Here is a 15840-nt window from a genome sequence, read left to right as displayed (position 1 = left end):
CGCGTCGAGCAAGGTCAGTCGTGCCGCTGTACACGAACGGATCGTCGACGCGGGATGGCGTGCCGGGCTTGCCGCCGCTCAGCTTCGGCGCTGGACCTCCACCTGCCGGATCCGGTTGCCTGAGGTCTCGGTGACGCGGAGGACGCGGTCGCCGACTGTGACCGTGTCGCCTTGGCGGGCCAAACGGCGTAGCCGCGTGACGATGAAACCTGCCACCGTCTCATAAGGGCCCTCGGCGAGCTCGACCCCGGACTGCTCGGTGAACTCGTCCAGGCGCAGCCCGGCATCGTAGGTGTCGGCGCCGTCGGAGTCGGTCGCCGGAGCCTCGACAGGGTCGTACTCGTCGCGGATGTCACCGATGAGTTCCTCGACCAGGTCTTCCAGGGTGACGATCCCGGCTGTGCCGCCGTACTCGTTGACGACCACGGCGATATGGGTGCCCTCGTTGCGCATGTCGGTCAGTGAGGGGAGCGTGAGGTTGCTGGTGGGCAGGGCGACGATGGGCCGCATCACCTCGCGCAGTGCCGTCTCTGCCGGGTGGTCGGTGAGCAGGTCGCGCACATGCAGGAACCCGATGACGTCGTCGGTGTCGTCGCCGGTGATCGGATAGCGGGAGTAGGGCTGGCCCGCCACGTGCCGCTTCGCCTCCGTCGGCGACATGTCGGCCGGGAGGAACGCGACTTCGACGCGGGGGCGCATGACCTCGCGCAGCGTCCTGTCGGCGACCTGGAACACGTCGGCGACGATGTCGCGTTCGTCGCGGGCCAGGTCCTCGTTGGCCGAGACCATCTCGCGCAGTTCCTCACGGCTGACCTCCTCGCTCCTGGTGGTGGGGTCGCCCCCCAAGAGGCGGACCACCATGTTGGTGGAGACCGACAGCAGCCAGATGACCGGGCGCATCAGGATGGCGAACCGGTCCAGGGGCGGGGCGACGACCAGCGCGATGCCGACTGAGCGCTGCAAGGCGAAGCGTTTGGGCACCAGCTCGCCCAGGACGAGCGAAAGGTAGGCGATGAGCAGGGTGAGCGCCACCAGGGCCGTGCCGTCGGCAGCGCTCTGCGGGAGTCCGGCACCGACCAGCAGCGGGGCGAAGTCGGGCGCCAGGGTCGAGGCGCCGTAGGCGGCGGAGAAGAAGCCGGTGACGGTGACACCGATTTGCACTGCCGAGAGGAACCGGTTGGGGTTGCGCGCGACGGCGGCGACCTTGGCCCCGCGCGCGTTCCTCCGCTCCAATTGGCGCAACTGGCTCTCCCGGAGAGACACCAGCGCGAGTTCCGTACCGGCGAACAGTCCACCCAGAAGGACGAAGGCGACGACGAGCGCGATGTTGACCCACGTTCCGGCGTCCATCAGGCTCGGTCCTCACGCGCGGTCGACTGCTGAGAGTGGATGCTGCTGTCTGCGGGCTCGGGCACCGTAGTCCTGATTCCTGATTCCTGGAGACGGGTCGGTTCGCTTCATGCGAGGCCGGTGCGGGGCGCCGGAGGTGGTGGGGCAGCCGGGCCGGGACCCGGGCCTGGCACCGGGGTAACCGCCCGCGAGGCACGTGACTCATCCCCACCGTACTGCCCACAGGGTTCCGGAGCGTCCCTGGCGTATTGGGCGGTGGCTGAGCGGGTAGTAAGGCGGGCCGGTACGCGGAACCGATCGGAGTGGGGTGTTCGAGCTGCCCAGCCCTCCGTGGCCGCTGGGGTGGAGCATTGCGTTGTTCGTGATCGCAGCCGCGGCCACGGTGGTGGGGAGCGTCCGGATGGCCGGGCTCGGCGATGTGCTGGCCGACCGGACGGGATGGGGCGAAGCGGTCTTCGGCGCGGTGTTCTTCGGGCTCGCCACGTCGTCGTCCGGAATCGTCATGACAGCGGTGAGCGCGGCGTCGGTTCAGCCGGGGCTCCGCGGCGCTGGTGCGTTGTGGGCGCAGTTCATCGCGGTCGGGGCCGTTGTGGCCGCAGGGGGCTGGATCATCGCCGAGGCCGCCGAGGTGATCGTGGCCTCGACCGGGCTCAGTGCGGGCTTTGTGGGAGCCGTGTTCATGGGGCTGGTCAACGCATTGCCGGAGACCGTGACGGCGATCGCCGCAGTGCGCCGAGGTGCGATGATCCTGGCGGTGTCGGCCGTCATCGGAGGCAACAGCCTGGACGTGCTCAATCTCGCGGTCGGTGAACTCCGAGCGAAGCTGATCTTGGGCCGCGCCCGCCGGTTGCGGTAGCGCACATAGGCACCGATCGCCGCGTTCCGCTCCGCGTGACTGCGGTGATCGGTGCCGTTGAGCGCGTAGTAGCGCAGCGCGGCGATCTCCGACTCGATCCGGTTCAGCCACGACCCATAGGTCGGCAGGAACACCAGTTCCACGTCGTTGTCCGCGGCCCAGGCCCGGACCTGCGGGTGACGATGCGGGGAGTAGTTGTCCAGGACCACATACAGCCGCTGGCCGGCGCGCAGCCGCGCTGGGCGTCCCTGCGGCCGCCACCGCTTGCCCGAGCGCGGCATCAGGTTCAGCGGCCCGAACTCATCGACGCAGACCACCCGCCCGCCGGCGGGCGGGTGCTCGTCCAGTTCCAGCACCCGCTGCATCTTGGCGAGGAAATCGGGGTCGTTCGAGGTCTTCCACGTGGTGGTGGACTGCCAACTGACGCCTTGGTCACGCAGGATCCGGCGCAGGTGCTCGCGTGTCCTGTCACTGATCGCCGGGGCCGGGACTCGGCTCCATTTTGGGTCCAGCGCTTCGAACCCCGCTCGTTGAACGTGTGGACCACCTGGCGCACGTAATCGGAGCTGACCTGCATGAGCGGGGTGATGTCGGGGACTGATTGTCCTTGGACCGACATCATCACCACGATCGCGCGGCGCAGTTTGACGGGGTCCTTGGCGGTGCGGGAGGTCCGCTGGAGCCTGCGGTCGCTCGGGGCCGCGACGACCATGCTCATCGCCGGCAGCGCGCGCAGGCGCGTCATGGCCCGGAACACCCGCGCACCCAGTGTGGTGCGGCGCCAGACGCTGCCACGGTTGCCACGTAGGGCGAGCTTGGGCAGGAGTACCGAGGCCGCAAGGGCTGCCGGGGCGATGAAGCCGGCCACGGTCACACCCGCTCGTTGTCCCCGTTCCATCGCAACAAGGATCACAAGAACTTCGGACCCTTCATAGTCACGAGACCGCAAAAGAGCAGTTCAGGAATGTTTTCCCGCGTTGGCTGAACGGAAGACACAGGAGTACGGCAGACTACGCCGACCGTTTTCACGAAGGAGTCGGGCATGGTCGACAACACGGCCGCCCCGTCGAAGGTGCTCGTGGGGGTCGACGGATCGTCCCCAGCACAGGAGGCGCTGATCTGGGCGACAGCACAAGCCGGTCGGCGAAACGTTCCTCTGGTCGTGGTCTACGCCCTGTCGGTGCCGCTGGCGCAACTGGAGAACACCGGGGTGTTCCGCTTGGCCCCGTCCGACACGGCGGTCGCGCACGCCGAGCACGTTCTCGCAGAAGCGGCCGAACACGCGCGCACACAGCGGTTCACCGGACCGGTCGAGACGCTCCTGGCCTTGGAGAAACCTGCTGTGGCCCTGATGCGGCAGTCCACGCCCGCGGACCTGGTCGTCGTCGGCTCACGCGGCCTGGGCGCACTGGGCACGGCCTTCCTGGGGTCGACGAGTGTCCGGCTGGTCGCTCAGGCCACCTGTCCGGTGATCGTGGTCCACGGTACGCGCGGCAGGGCCCCCAGCACCGAGCCGAGACGGACCGTAGTGGGGGTGGACGGCTCCGAGTGCTCGCAGCGGGCGCTGGTATTCGCCCTGGAGCAGGGGGCCGGGACCGCGGACGCCTCTTTGGTGGTGGTCAACAGTATGGAAGCGCCCACTCCGTTCGCTGCCCAGTCACTGGTCTCTATGGGAGGGCCCGCGCCCGACAGGCTGCCCGAACACCTGTCGAAGGATCTGGTCGCGGACATGATCGCGGAAGCAGGGGAAGCCACCACCCACGCCATCGACATCACCGTGCTCTGCACACGAGCGGACCCAGTGGAAGCGCTTCTGGCCGAGGGCGCCAAGGCGGACCTGGTGGTTCTCGGATCCCGCGGCCGGGGCGGTGTCCGCGGTCTCTTCCTTGGATCAGTGAGCCAGCGTGTGCTTCGCAGTGCCAGCGTTCCCGTCGCCATCGTCCCCCACGGCGTCCGGGGGGTCGGAACGGTCGGCAAAGACTGAGGGCCACCGGCAGCGGAACCACAATGATCCGACAGGCGGACGAACTCTACTCAGGGCTCGATCTGCGACTGACCTACATCCCGTGGAACGCAAAGTGCGAGCCGAGGCGAAGCTCGACTCGCACGAGACGTACAAAAGCTTGTGTCCGAGGGGGGACTTGAACCCCCATGCCCCGTAAAGGGCACTAGCACCTCAAGCTAGCGCGTCTACCTATTCCGCCACCCGGACCGGAGGCGTCGGCGCTGTGCGCCGGACACGGATAACCATAGCAAACCTCCTGGGTTGCCCGAACCCGGTTTTCGGGGAGGCGGCAGCATGGTGGGTGTCTTGCACGTGATGGTGAGTGAGGAGTTGATCGGGCATGGCCGGCGACAGTGTGCGGGCGGCGGAGGACGAGGTGGTGGACCTGTGCCGGGAGCTGATCGCGATCGACACGTCGAACTTCGGGGACCACTCGGGGCCCGGGGAGCGGGTGGCGGCGGAGTACGTCGCGGAGAAGCTGGACGAGGTCGGGGTGGAGTCGCGCATCTATGAGCGGCACCCCGGCCGGTCCAACCTGGTGGCGCGGATCGCGGGGGCCGATCCGTCGCGGCCGCCGCTGCTGATCCACGGGCACCTGGACGTGGTCCCCGCCCACGCCGCCGACTGGACCCGCGACCCGTTCGGCGGGGAGGTCGCCGACGGCTGCGTGTGGGGCCGCGGCGCCGTCGACATGAAGGACATGGACGCCATGATGCTCGCCGTGGTCCGCGAGCGCATGCGCGCCGGGCGGGTGCCCCCGCGCGACATCGTGCTGGCGTTCCTCGCCGACGAGGAGGCCGGGGGGACGTGGGGCGGGCAGTTCCTCGTCGAGGAGCACCCGGAGCTGGTCGCCGATTGCAGCGACGCCATCAGCGAGGTGGGCGGTTTCAGCGTCACCTACGGCGCCGACAAGCGCATGTACCTCATCGAGACGGCGGAGAAGGGCATCGCGTGGATGAAGCTGACCGCGCGCGGCACCGCCGGGCACGGCTCGATGGTCAACGACGACAACGCGGTCACCGAACTCGCCGAGGCCGTCGCGCGCCTGGGCCGGCACGAGTTCCCCATCCGGCTGACCAAGACCGTGCGGGTGTTCCTCGAGGAGGTGTGCGAGGCGTTCGGCATCGAGTTCGAGGAGGACGACGTCGAGGCGACCGTCGCGCGCCTCGGCCCGATCGCCAAGATGATCGGCGCGACGCTGCGCAACAGCGTCAACCCCACGGTGCTCGACGGCGGCTACAAGGCGAACGTCATCCCGGGGACCGCCACCGCGCAGGTCGACGGCCGGTTCCTGCCGGGCCTGGAGGACGAGTACTTCGCGGAGATCGACCGGCTGCTCGGCCCCAAGGTCAGCCGCGAGTTCATCCAGTGCCTGCCCGCTGTGGAGACCGAGTTCGAGGGCGGCCTCGTCTCCGCGATGTCGGCGGCGCTGCGCGCGGAGGACCCGGGCGCGCTCACCGTTCCGTACTGCCTGTCGGGCGGCACCGACGCCAAGAGCTTCCAGAAGCTGGGGATCCGCAACTACGGGTTCTCGCCGCTGAAGCTGCCGCCGGAGCTCGACTTCGCCGGCATGTTCCACGGCGTGGACGAGCGTGTGCCGGTCGAGGGCCTGCGGTTCGGCGCGCGCGTGCTGGACCGGTTCATCGAACTGAGCTGAATTTTTCGCGGCCCCGCCCGGGCCGGACCGGAACGCGGGAATCCCTGCCGCGCAACGGGTCCGGCCCACCGGGGCGCCGGGAGCGGTGGGACGCGCCGGACTTCTTTCGGCGTGTTTCCTCGTTCCGCTTGCGCCATGCGCGGACGGTAATGCTACGGTTACTTTCAGCTCAAGAGGTTGCTCTCCGTGATTGCGGACGGGCCCTCGCGGGCACACCGACTTATTCCGTTCGGAGGAGTATCCATGGCGGTCACGAACCGAAAGCGGCGGGTCAGTCCCGTGCGCGCGGTTCGCTCGCTCATGGGTCCCACCGTGCGGCGCGTGATCACCCTGGGTGGTGTCGCGGCGGCCGGATGGCTGCTCGTCGGCGCCGCGCCCGCGTTCGCCGACGGCCTCGACGCCGAGGCGCCCGGGCAGCTCTCCTCGCTCGTCCAGCCCGGTCCGCAGGACCAGGCCGAGCAGGGGGGCGTCGAGGCGGCACCCGCACCGAAGCCCGCGGCGCAGCCCGCCGCTCCGGCGCCCCAGCCGCAGCAGCAGGAGTCAGCGCCCGAGCCGCAGCAGCAGGAGTCCGCGCCCGAGCCGGCACCCGAGACCGAGCCGGCACCCGAGCCGGAGCAGGCCGCCCCGCAGGGCGGCGGCCCCGCCGAAGGTTCGGCCGTCGGGCGCACGCTCGGGGCCGTCACCGACACCGAGCGCGCAGCGTCCTCGCTGTCCACGGTCACCACCGGGACGGGCAAGGCCGCGCGGTCGACCGTCGACTCCACCGCCAAGGGCGCCGGCGAGGTCCTGACCTCGACCGTCCGCGCAGGCTCCGATGTCGGCGACCGCGCCGAAGGAGCACTGGGCAAGCCCGGTCTGACCGGCAAGGTCGCCGACGGCCTCTCATCGTCCAAGGGACTCGGCCCCGGCCTGGGGCGCGAGCTCGAGAACAGTGAGGCGGGCTCGGCGGTCGGGCACATCACGGGCCTGACCCGCGGCGATGGCAACGGCGGCGGAGGCAGCGGTGCCGAGCACCGCGACCGGCCCGAACGCCCGGCCCAGCACGACACCCGTACCTCGCGGTCCGCGGCGAAGAAGCACACCGCGCACACCGCAACGCTCGACCGCGCCGCGAAGCGCGACCTCTACGCCCAGTTCGCCGACGCCACGTCGGCGGACCCCGGGGACCACCGCGACGGCGGTTCCGGCGACGACGCCGGTGCGGCCGACCCCGGTGCACCCCACTGGAACAAGGGCGCCGAGTCCACCGGCGCCGTGTCCTCCTCTGCCGCGCCGACCATGGCGGCAGCAGCGGGCTTCCTCACCCACCGGGCCGACGCCCGCAAGCCACTGGCACTCGGTGCCGTGCTGCCCGGTGACCCGACGCTGGTCGTGCGCGACGCCGCCGACGACCCGTCGTTCTCCCCCGACTAGTTCCGCTCCTCTCCGGCACCGGCCGGCACACCCGCGCGCACCTGACCGCGGCGGCCGCCACGCGGCCCGCTCGCCAGGACGGGAAACCCTTCCCCGCGCAGTGTGCGCCGCCCGCCGGACCTCCGCAGCGCCCCGCCGCGCACATCCGCCGGCGCAGGGACGCGGCAGCTCTCTCACGGAATTTCCCAGCTCACTCGAAGGGCACCACCATGTCTCGCACCGCCACGACCGCAAAGGCGACCCTCGTCGCAGGGCTCATCGCGATCGCCCCGGTCTTCGCGTCGGCCCCGCCGGCGCTCGCCGACAGCTCCGGAGACGTCATCGCGGAGGGCCTCTGCGGCAACGCGGTGTCGGGCATCGGGCTGACGGGGGCCGCGTGCGACGGGGCCGGTGCCGTGCCCGTCCAGCAGGAGCGCCCCGCCGTCCCGGAACGGTCCGCGCCGGAGGTGCCCCGCGTCCACACCATTGCCCCGGCCTCCCCGCAGCAGGGGGCCGAACGAGAGGAGTCCAATGACGAATCCGATTCTGCCCCGGCCGCGGCGCCCCGAGCGGACGCCCAGCCCGGTGCCGCCGGTTCCCCGGCCCCGATGACGGCCGAGTCGCCGCTGCTGCCGCTCACCGGGTCGAACCTGATGGCGCTGGTGGCGGTGGCCCTGACCGCGGTGGTCGGCGCGGCAGGAGCGCTCCTGCTGGGCCGCGGGCGCCGCTCGGCCGCCGGATAGCACCACCGCCGGTTTCCCGGTCGAGCCGACCGGGGGCCGTCGTGAGTCCCGCGCCGCGGCATCCGATGTCGCGGGACTCACGTCGGCAGCCGCCCCACCAGGGCGGAACCGACACGGCGTGCATCTCCCCCCAGCGTGGAGGCGTTGCGCGCCCGCCCGTCCGGTGGCGGCACATCCGCCAGGTGTGTCGGATCAGCGGATGATCCCAGGTTTCTGCGGCCTGCTCCGGCCAGGAGCACCCGACGCAGCGACCGCGCACGATTCCATCTCATTTCAGAACACCGCTTCGAAAGGAAATCCCACATGCGTAAGTGGGTTCGTACCTCCGCCAGGACCGCCCTGCTCACCGCCGGCTTCGTCGCCCTCGGCAGCGGAATCGCCATGGCGGACTCCGAGAACGAGTCCTCGGGCGACGGCTCGGTGCTGAGCGGCAACCAGGCCGTCGTCGAGGGCAACGTGCCCGTGAACGTGTCCGGCAACGCGGTCGCGGTCCTGGGCCTTGCCAATGCCAACGCCAACGACACCGGCTCGGCGGTCGTCCACCAGCGCGGCGGCGACGAGAACGAGTCCTCCGGCGACGGCGCGGTGGGCAGCGGCAACCAGATCGTCGGCGACGTCAACGTCCCCGTCAACGCCTGCGGCAACGCGGTCGGCGCCGTGGTCGGCCTGGCGAACGCCAACTGCAACGGCAGCGCGGCGATCGTGCACGACCGCGGGGGCGACGAGAACGAGACCTCCGGCGACGGCGCGGTGCTCGGCGGCAACCAGGTCGTCGGCGACGTCAACGTTCCGGTGAACGTGTCCGGCAACGCCGTGTCCGTGATCGGGCTGACCAACGCCAACGCCGACAACACCGGTTCGGTCGTGCACCAGAGCGCGGGCGACGAGAACGAGACCTCGGGCGACGGTTCGGTGCTGAGCGGCAACCAGCTGGACCTGGAAGCCAACGTTCCGGTGAACGTGTCCGGCAACGCGGTCGCGGTCCTGGGCCTTGCCAATGCCAACGCCAACGACACCGGCTCGGCCGTCGTGCACCAGAGCGCGGGCGACGAGAACGAGACCTCGGGCGACGGTTCGGTGCTGAGCGGCAACCAGCTGGACCTGGAAGCCAACGTTCCGGTGAACGTGTCCGGCAACGCGGTCGCGGTCCTGGGCCTTGCCAATGCCAACGCCAACGACACCGGCTCGGCCGTCGTGCACCAGAGCGCGGGCGACGAGAACGAGTCCTCCGGCGACGGCTCGGTGCTGAGCGGCAACCAGCTCGACGCCGAGGCCGACATCCCCGTGAACGTGTGCAGCCTCTCGGTGGCCGTCCTCGGCGCCGCGAACTCCAACTGCAACGGTGCGGGCGCGGCCGTCGTCGAGACCGGTCACGACCATGACGACGACGACCGCATGCACCAGCGCGCCGGGGGCCTGTCCACGGACAAGCTGGGCTCGGTCAAGGGCATCGTGCACCAGAGCTCCGGCGACGAGAACGAGTCCTCGGGCGACGGCTCGGTGCTCGGCGGCAACCAGGCCGACGTGGACGCCGACGTCCCCGTGAACGTGTGCGGCAACGCGGTCGGGGCCGTCATCGGCCTGGCGAACGCCAACTGCAACGAGAGCGGCACCGCGGTCGTCCACCAGAGCGGCGACGAGAACGAGTCCTCGGGCGACGGCTCGGTGCTCGGCGGCAACCAGGCCGACGTGGACGCCGACGTCCCCGTGAACGTGACCGGCAACGCGGTCGCGGTCCTGGGCCTGGCCAACGCCAACTCCAACGACAACGGCTCCGCCGTCGTCCACCAGAGCGCGCCCGCCGCGCCCGTCGAGATGTCGGGCATGCCGATGCTGACCGGCCCGCTGGGCGGCGTCGCCAAGGGCCTGCTGTAACAAGGGCCTGCTGTGACCGGGTGTCCGTCGCGACAACGGACGCTCGGCCGTAGGACACGACGAAGGGCGCGAACCGCGCGGGTGGGCCAGACCCGTCCCGGCCCGGCGCGGTGAGCGGACCCGGTCCGGTGGGCCCCCTTGGGAGACCAAGGGGGCCCACCGCTGCTGCGCGCCGCAACGGGGCCCTGCGGCCTATGTGCGCCTATGCGGGCCGACGCGCCAACGATGGCGAATGCGATGTGATGAATTTCACATTATTCGTCTTTGGCGGATGATCCTCCTGCGCAGCGTGACGACGCGCCTGCCGTCCCCGTACAGCAGCACACGGGCCAGCTCCCAGCGCCCGTATTCGGCGTGGTCGGCCATGACCTGCCGCGCCGCGTTGCGCGAGGTCCCGCGCGGCAGCCGGATCTCCCAGTACTCGTACTCAAGCATTGGCCCTATTCTGCGACCGTCGACAGGGTTCGTGTCATACCGTGTGCTCTCACGCGGGCCTTGGAGGGGGGCCGCGCACCGCCGGGACCCTCCGACCCGGGTCCCTGGCCGGAAGAGGCCGCCCCTGCCAAGGCGTTGGAACGCCACGGGGTCGGTTACCGTCGGTTGCCGGGGGCCCGACGCGAACGGCAGAGATCTCCGCCGGGTGAGCGGCCGGACCGGCGCCGCACGATTGCAGCATGTGATGCCGCCCGCAAATGACGACGCAAGGTGAGACGTAGGGGTATTGAGCGTGCCAGCCAAGAAGGGCAGCGCCGGAACGAACGGCTCGAACGACACCGCCGCGAGCGGAGGCAACCGCCTCGTCATCGTGGAGTCGCCGACGAAGGTCGAGACCCTCGCCGGCTACTTGGGCCGCGGTTACGTCGTCGCGTCCAGCATCGGACACATCCGCGACCTCCCCACCAAGGCCGCGGAGATCCCGGCCAAGTACAAGGGCGAGTCGTGGGCCCGGCTCGGCGTGGACGTCGAGCACGGGTTCGAGCCGCTCTACGTCGTCAACGCCGACAAGAAGTCCCACGTCAAAAAGCTCAAGGACCTCCTCGCCGAGGCCGACGAGCTCTACCTCGCCACGGATGAGGACCGCGAGGGCGAGGCCATCGCCTGGCACCTGCGCGAGGAGCTCAAGCCGAAGATCCCGGTGCGGCGCATGGTCTTCAACGAGATCACCGGGGACGCCATCAGGCACGCCGCCGAGAACACCCGCGAACTCAACCTGCGCCTCGTCGACGCCCAGGAGACCCGGCGCATCCTCGACCGCCTCTACGGCTACGAGGTCTCGCCGGTCCTGTGGAAGAAGGTCATGCCGAAGCTCTCGGCCGGCCGCGTCCAGTCGGTGACCACCCGGCTCGTCGTCGAGCGCGAGCGCGAGCGCATCGCGTTCACCCCCGCCGGCTACTGGGACCTCAAGGCCGTCTTCGACACCCTCGGCGGCAGCGGCGCGGGCGACCCCGCCACCTTCCAGGCCCAGCTCGTCTCGGTCGACGGCGCGCGGGTCGCGCAGGGGCGCGACTTCACCTCCGACGGCGTCCTGCGCTCCGCGAAGGGCGTCCTGCACCTCGACGAGGACGCCGCCCGCGGGCTGGTGTCCCGGCTGGCAGGGGCCGACTACTCGGTCGGCGCCGTGGAGCGCAAGCCGTACCGGCGCTCGCCCTCCGCCCCGTTCCGCACGACCACCCTCCAGCAGGAGGCGTCGCGCAAGCTCGGCTTCTCGGCCAAGCAGACCATGCAGGTCGCGCAGCGCCTCTACGAGGGCGGCCACATCACCTACATGCGCACCGACAGCACCACCCTGTCGACCAGCGCCATCGCCGCTGCGCGCGACCAGGCCGTCCGCCTCTACGGCGCCTCCTACGTCCCCGACAAGCCCCGCGTCTACGCCGGCAAGGTGAAGAACGCCCAGGAGGCGCACGAGGCCATCCGGCCGGCGGGCGAGTCCTTCCGCACCCCCGCCGAGAGCGGCCTCACCGGGGCGCAGTTCCGGCTATACGAACTCATCTGGAAGCGCACCGTCGCCTCCCAGATGAAGGACGCCGTGGGCGAGTCGGTGACCGTCAAGGTCGTCGGCACCTCCAGCAGCGGCGAGCGCGCCGAGTTCAGCGCCACCGGCAAGATCATCACCTTCCACGGCTTCCTGAAGGCCTACGTCGAGGGCTCCGACGACCCCGACGCCGAGCTCGACGACCGCGAGCGGCGGCTGCCCCCGGTCGACGAGGGCGACCCCCTCAAGGCCGAGAGCGTCGACGCCGAGGGCCACAGCACCCGGCCGCCGGCGCGCTACACCGAGGCGTCGCTGGTCAAGGAGTTGGAGGAGCGCGAGATCGGCCGCCCCTCCACCTACGCGTCGATCATCGGGACCATCCTCGACCGCGGGTACGTGTTCAAGAAGGGGTCGGCGCTGGTACCGGCCTTCCTCGCGTTCGCCGTCGTGCAGCTCCTGGAGCGGCACTTCGGCAACCTCGTCGACTACGACTTCACCGCCCGCATGGAGCAGATGCTCGACGAGATCGCGCGCGGCGACGCCGAGCGCATCCCGCTGCTGCGCCGCTTCTACTACGGCGCGAGCGACGAGACCGGGCTGAAGGAGCTGGTGGGCGACCACCTCGCCGAGATCGACCCCAAGGAGGTCAGCTCCTTCCCCCTCCCCGGCACCGACATCATGCTGCGGGTGGGCCGCTACGGCCCCTACATGGAGCGCGACGGCGAGCGGGTCAACGTCCCCGAGGACCTCGCGCCCGACGAGCTGACCAAGGACAAGGCCGAGGAGCTCTTCGCGCAGCCCAGCGGCGACCGCCAGTTGGGCACCGACCCCGAGACCGGGCGGGCGGTGCTCGCCAAGAGCGGCCGGTTCGGCCCCTACGTCACCGAGGTCCTCGACCTGCCCGAGCCGGAGCTCGACTCCAAGGGCAAGCCGAAGAAGCCGAAGAACGCCCCGAAGCCGCGCACGGCGTCGCTGCTGAAGTCCATGACGCTCGACACGGTCACCCTCGACGACGCCCTGAAGCTGCTGTCGCTGCCGCGCACGGTCGGCGAGATCGACGGCGACGAGGTCACCGCGCAGAACGGGCGCTTCGGCCCGTACCTCAAGAAGGGCACCGACAGCCGCTCGCTGGAGACCGAGGAGCAGATGTTCACGGTCACCCTCGACGAGGCGAAGGCCATCTTCGCGCAGCCCAAGCAGCGGGGGCGCCGGGCGGCGGCAGCCCCGCCGTTGCGCGAGGTCGGCACCGACCCCGAGACCGAGCAGCCCATGGTCATCAAGGACGGCCGGTTCGGCCCCTACGTCACCGACGGCACCACCAACGCCTCCCTGCGCAAGGGCGACGAGGTCGAGTCGATCACCGTGGAGCGCGCGGCGGAGCTGCTCGCCGAGCGCCGCGCCAAGGCCCCGGCCCCCAAGAAGGCGGCCCCCAAGAAGGCGCCGGCGAAGAAGACGGCCGCCAAGAAGCCGGCCGCGAAGACCGCGGCGAAGAAGCCGGCGGCGAAGAAGGCACCGGCCACGAAGGCCGCCGCCGCGCCGCGGGGTGCCGCGGCGGCCAAGTCGGAGAACGACGAGGGGTAGTACTGCCCCCGCATCCGCAGTACAGTGCCGCGAGCCCCGTTAGCATCGGGGCGCGCGGCACTGCCGCGTCGGGGGTGTGAACCGCCAATTCCCCGGCACCGCTGCGATCGATCCGCGCACCGTGCCGGCGACGACATCAGGAGAGCGCCGGAAATGCCCGTACCGTCCCCGGGCTGGTCCCGCCCGCCCGCATCGCGCATGCGCGAGTCCGCTGCGCGACCCACGTCCTGCCCGAACGCCCTGAACGGGCTCGAATCGTCAGTAACCTCATGAGTATGAGCAGATCTGCCCCAATCGGTGCGCCCGGCGAGGCGCGCAATGTCCTCGCGATCAAGCCGTTCCGGCGGCTCTGGATCTCGCTGTCGCTGTCCAGCCTGGGGGACTGGCTCAGCCTGCTCGCGCTGATGTCCCTCGCGACGATCCTCACCGAGGACAGCGGAACCGTCGTGCAGTACTTCGCTGTCAGCGGCGTCGTGGTGCTGAAGCTGCTCCCGTCGATCGTGCTGAGCCCGTTCGCCGGCTGGATCGCCGACCGCGTCGACCGCCGCCTCACCATGGTCGTCGGCGACATCGTGCGCGGCCTGCTGTACATCTCGATCCCCATCGTGGGGCGTATCGAGTGGCTGCTCATCGCCAACTTCCTGGCCGAGTGCGTCGCCATGTTCTGGGCGCCGGCGAAGGACGCCACCGTCCCGAACCTGGTGCCGAAGAAGAAGCTGGAGCAGGCCAACCAGCTCAGCCTCTTCACGACCTACGGCTCGGCCCCGGTCGCGGCGCTGCTGTTCGCGGTCCTGGCGTCCTTCAGTTCGGTGCTGGGGCGGCTCATCCCGTCGCTCAGCACCCCTGAGGCCGACGTCGCCCTCTACATCAACGGCGTCACGTTCTTCATCGCGGCCGCCGTGATCTGGCGGCTGCCGATTCCGCGCAAGGACCGCGCCCCGCTGGAGGACTCCAACGTCCTCAAGACCATCTGGGAGGGCTGGCGCTACGTCGGCGGCACCCCACTGGTGCGCGGGCTGCTGCTGGGCATGCTCGGCGCGTTCGCCGCGGGCGGCGCCGTGGTCGGCGTGGCGCGGCTCTTCGTCGACACGCTCGGGGCCGGCAACGCCGGGTTCGGTGTGATGTTCGGCGCCGTGTTCACCGGCATGGCCCTCGGCATGTTCGCCGGGCCGCGGATCCTGAAGGACTTCAGCCGCCGCCGGCTCTTCGGCCTGGCCCTCGCGATGTCGGGCATCGCGCTGATCCTGGTCGGGCTCATCCCCAACATGGTCATGGCGGCGCTGCTGACCACGGTCATGGGCGCCGGGGCCGGCATCGCCTGGGTCATCGGGCTGACCATGCTCGGCAACGAGGTCTCCGACGAACTCCGCGGCCGCACGTTCGCCTTCCTGCACGCCGCGTCCAAGGTCGTGCTGATGGCGTCGGTCGCCGTCGCACCGCTGCTCGCCGCCGCCATCGGCGACTACCACTGGGAGCGGGCCGACCTCGCCTACGACTTCTCCGGCGCGGCCGGGGTGCTGATCCTCGCGGGCGTGCTGGCGAGCGTGGTCGCGTTCGTCTCCTACCGGCAGATGCGCGAGAGCAAGGAAGCCGAGGTGCCGGTCCTCAAGGAGCTGTCGGCGTCGCTGCGCGGCGTCCCGCTGGAGCCCGAGACCACGGAGACCGAGCGGCTCCCCGGCACGTTCATCGCGCTGGAGGGCGGCGAGGGCGCCGGAAAGTCCACCCAGGCGCACCGGCTCACGGTGTGGCTGCGCGACGAGGGGTTCGAGGTCGTCACGACCCGCGAGCCGGGGGCGACCAAGCTCGGCATGCGGCTGCGCGCGCTGCTGCTCGACCGCGACAACACCGGCATCTCCCCGCACACCGAGGCGCTGCTCTACGCGGCCGACCGCGCCGAGCACGTGCACTCGGTCATCCGCCCGGCATTGGAGCGGGGCGCCATCGTCATCACCGACCGCTACGTCGACTCGACGCTGGCCTACCAGGGGGCGGGGCGCGAACTCGACCCCGCCGACATCGAGTACGTCAACTCCTGGGGCACCGACGACCTCGTCCCCGACCTCACGGTCCTGCTCGACCTCGCGCCCGAGGCCGGCATGGCCCGCGTGGGCGACCCCACCGACCGCCTGGAGGCCGAGCCCGCCGACTTCCACCAGCGGGTCCACCAGGGCTTCCGCGCGCTCGCCCAGCGCGCCCCTGAGCGCTACCTGGTGGTCGACGCGGCAGGCGAGCAGGGCGACATCACCCGCCAGATCCAGCGCCGCCTCCGCCCGATCATGCCCGACCCCGTCCCCAAGGACGCCGAGGCGCCCACGGGGATGATGCCGATCATCAAGGAGTGACGACCACCGGCGGCCCCGGCCCCCAACAGGGGCCCGGGGCCGCCGGCGGTCCGACCCGGAAATC

The 15840-nt window shown here is 70.8% G+C and carries 10 protein-coding genes, 1 tRNA gene and 1 pseudogene; 8 read left to right on the top strand and 4 right to left on the bottom strand.

All coding sequences use genetic code 11. The features are described from left to right. Positions 1–78 precede the first annotated feature (78 nt). On the bottom strand, positions 79–1350 hold the full coding sequence (locus CLV63_RS25380) for a hemolysin family protein (protein ID WP_106585722.1): 1272 nt from the start codon (positions 1348–1350) through the stop codon (positions 79–81). 361 nt (positions 1351–1711) lie between these two features. On the opposite strand from CLV63_RS25380, the gene CLV63_RS25375 reads away from it, so the two are divergent. Continuing rightward, positions 1712–2206, top strand: coding sequence for a hypothetical protein (locus CLV63_RS25375; RefSeq protein ID WP_245929051.1), 495 nt, complete (start codon positions 1712–1714; stop codon positions 2204–2206). A 53-nt stretch (positions 2207–2259) separates the two neighbouring features. Here the strand turns inward: CLV63_RS25375 and CLV63_RS34700 are convergent. Continuing rightward, positions 2260–2487: pseudogene (locus CLV63_RS34700) on the bottom strand (transposase); the annotation flags it as partial. A 761-nt stretch (positions 2488–3248) separates the two neighbouring features. Between CLV63_RS34700 and CLV63_RS25365 the strand changes: the two are divergent. Beyond that, positions 3249–4190, top strand: a complete 942-nt coding sequence (locus CLV63_RS25365; RefSeq protein ID WP_106585721.1) for a universal stress protein — start codon at positions 3249–3251, stop codon at positions 4188–4190. A gap of 142 nt (positions 4191–4332) precedes the next feature. On the opposite strand, the gene CLV63_RS25360 is transcribed toward CLV63_RS25365, so the two are convergent. Further along, a tRNA-Leu gene (locus CLV63_RS25360) sits at positions 4333–4418 on the bottom strand. Positions 4419–4551: 133 nt separating this feature from the next. Between CLV63_RS25360 and CLV63_RS25355 the strand changes: the two genes are divergently transcribed. The 4 genes from CLV63_RS25355 to CLV63_RS25340 all read left to right on the top strand — a co-directional run bounded on the left by CLV63_RS25355 (position 4552) and on the right by CLV63_RS25340 (position 9878). Continuing rightward, the gene (locus CLV63_RS25355; RefSeq protein WP_106585720.1) at positions 4552–5868 is read left to right on the top strand and encodes a M20/M25/M40 family metallo-hydrolase; all 1317 of its coding nucleotides are present in this window, start codon (positions 4552–4554) and stop codon (positions 5866–5868) included. Positions 5869–6189: 321 nt separating this feature from the next. Beyond that, positions 6190–7281, top strand: a complete 1092-nt coding sequence (locus CLV63_RS25350) for a hypothetical protein (protein ID WP_146165659.1) — start codon at positions 6190–6192, stop codon at positions 7279–7281. Between the two features lie 209 nt (positions 7282–7490). After that, entirely contained in the window at positions 7491–8003 is a 513-nt protein-coding gene (locus CLV63_RS25345) for a hypothetical protein (RefSeq protein WP_106585718.1), read from the top strand. Between the two features lie 303 nt (positions 8004–8306). Continuing rightward, on the top strand, positions 8307–9878 hold the full coding sequence (locus tag CLV63_RS25340; RefSeq protein WP_106585717.1) for a chaplin family protein: 1572 nt from the start codon (positions 8307–8309) through the stop codon (positions 9876–9878). A gap of 249 nt (positions 9879–10127) precedes the next feature. Here the strand turns inward: CLV63_RS25340 and CLV63_RS25335 are convergent, their stop codons facing one another. Then, entirely contained in the window at positions 10128–10313 is a 186-nt protein-coding gene (locus tag CLV63_RS25335; protein ID WP_106585716.1) for a DUF5703 family protein, read from the bottom strand. Between the two features lie 292 nt (positions 10314–10605). On the opposite strand from CLV63_RS25335, the gene topA reads away from it, so the two are divergent. Next, complete coding sequence (gene topA / locus CLV63_RS25330) at positions 10606–13434, top strand: type I DNA topoisomerase (protein WP_106585715.1); 2829 nt, start codon at positions 10606–10608, stop codon at positions 13432–13434. A 275-nt stretch (positions 13435–13709) separates the two neighbouring features. Then, positions 13710–15776, top strand: a complete 2067-nt coding sequence (gene tmk / locus CLV63_RS25325) for a dTMP kinase (protein ID WP_106585714.1) — start codon at positions 13710–13712, stop codon at positions 15774–15776. Positions 15777–15840: the final 64 nt, after the last annotated feature.

Origin of the sequence: Murinocardiopsis flavida (genome assembly GCF_003014485.1) — a bacterium.
Classification (GTDB): Bacteria; Actinomycetota; Actinomycetes; order Streptosporangiales; family Streptosporangiaceae; genus Murinocardiopsis; species Murinocardiopsis flavida.
Note: the sequence above shows the minus strand (reverse complement) of the source record. Positions and strands in the feature narration are given on the sequence as shown.

Excerpts from the sequence above, each read along its gene's own strand:
- CLV63_RS25380 (WP_106585722.1), bottom strand. The coding sequence starts at position 1,350 with ATGGACGCCGGAACGTGGGTCAACATCGCGCTCGTCGTCGCCTTCGTC.
- CLV63_RS25365 (WP_106585721.1), top strand. The coding sequence starts at position 3,249 with ATGGTCGACAACACGGCCGCCCCGTCGAAGGTGCTCGTGGGGGTCGAC.
- CLV63_RS25355 (WP_106585720.1), top strand. The coding sequence starts at position 4,552 with ATGGCCGGCGACAGTGTGCGGGCGGCGGAGGACGAGGTGGTGGACCTG.
- CLV63_RS25345 (WP_106585718.1), top strand. The coding sequence starts at position 7,491 with ATGTCTCGCACCGCCACGACCGCAAAGGCGACCCTCGTCGCAGGGCTC.
- CLV63_RS25340 (WP_106585717.1), top strand. The coding sequence starts at position 8,307 with ATGCGTAAGTGGGTTCGTACCTCCGCCAGGACCGCCCTGCTCACCGCC.
- CLV63_RS25335 (WP_106585716.1), bottom strand. The coding sequence starts at position 10,313 with ATGCTTGAGTACGAGTACTGGGAGATCCGGCTGCCGCGCGGGACCTCG.
- tmk (WP_106585714.1), top strand. The coding sequence starts at position 13,710 with ATGAGCAGATCTGCCCCAATCGGTGCGCCCGGCGAGGCGCGCAATGTC.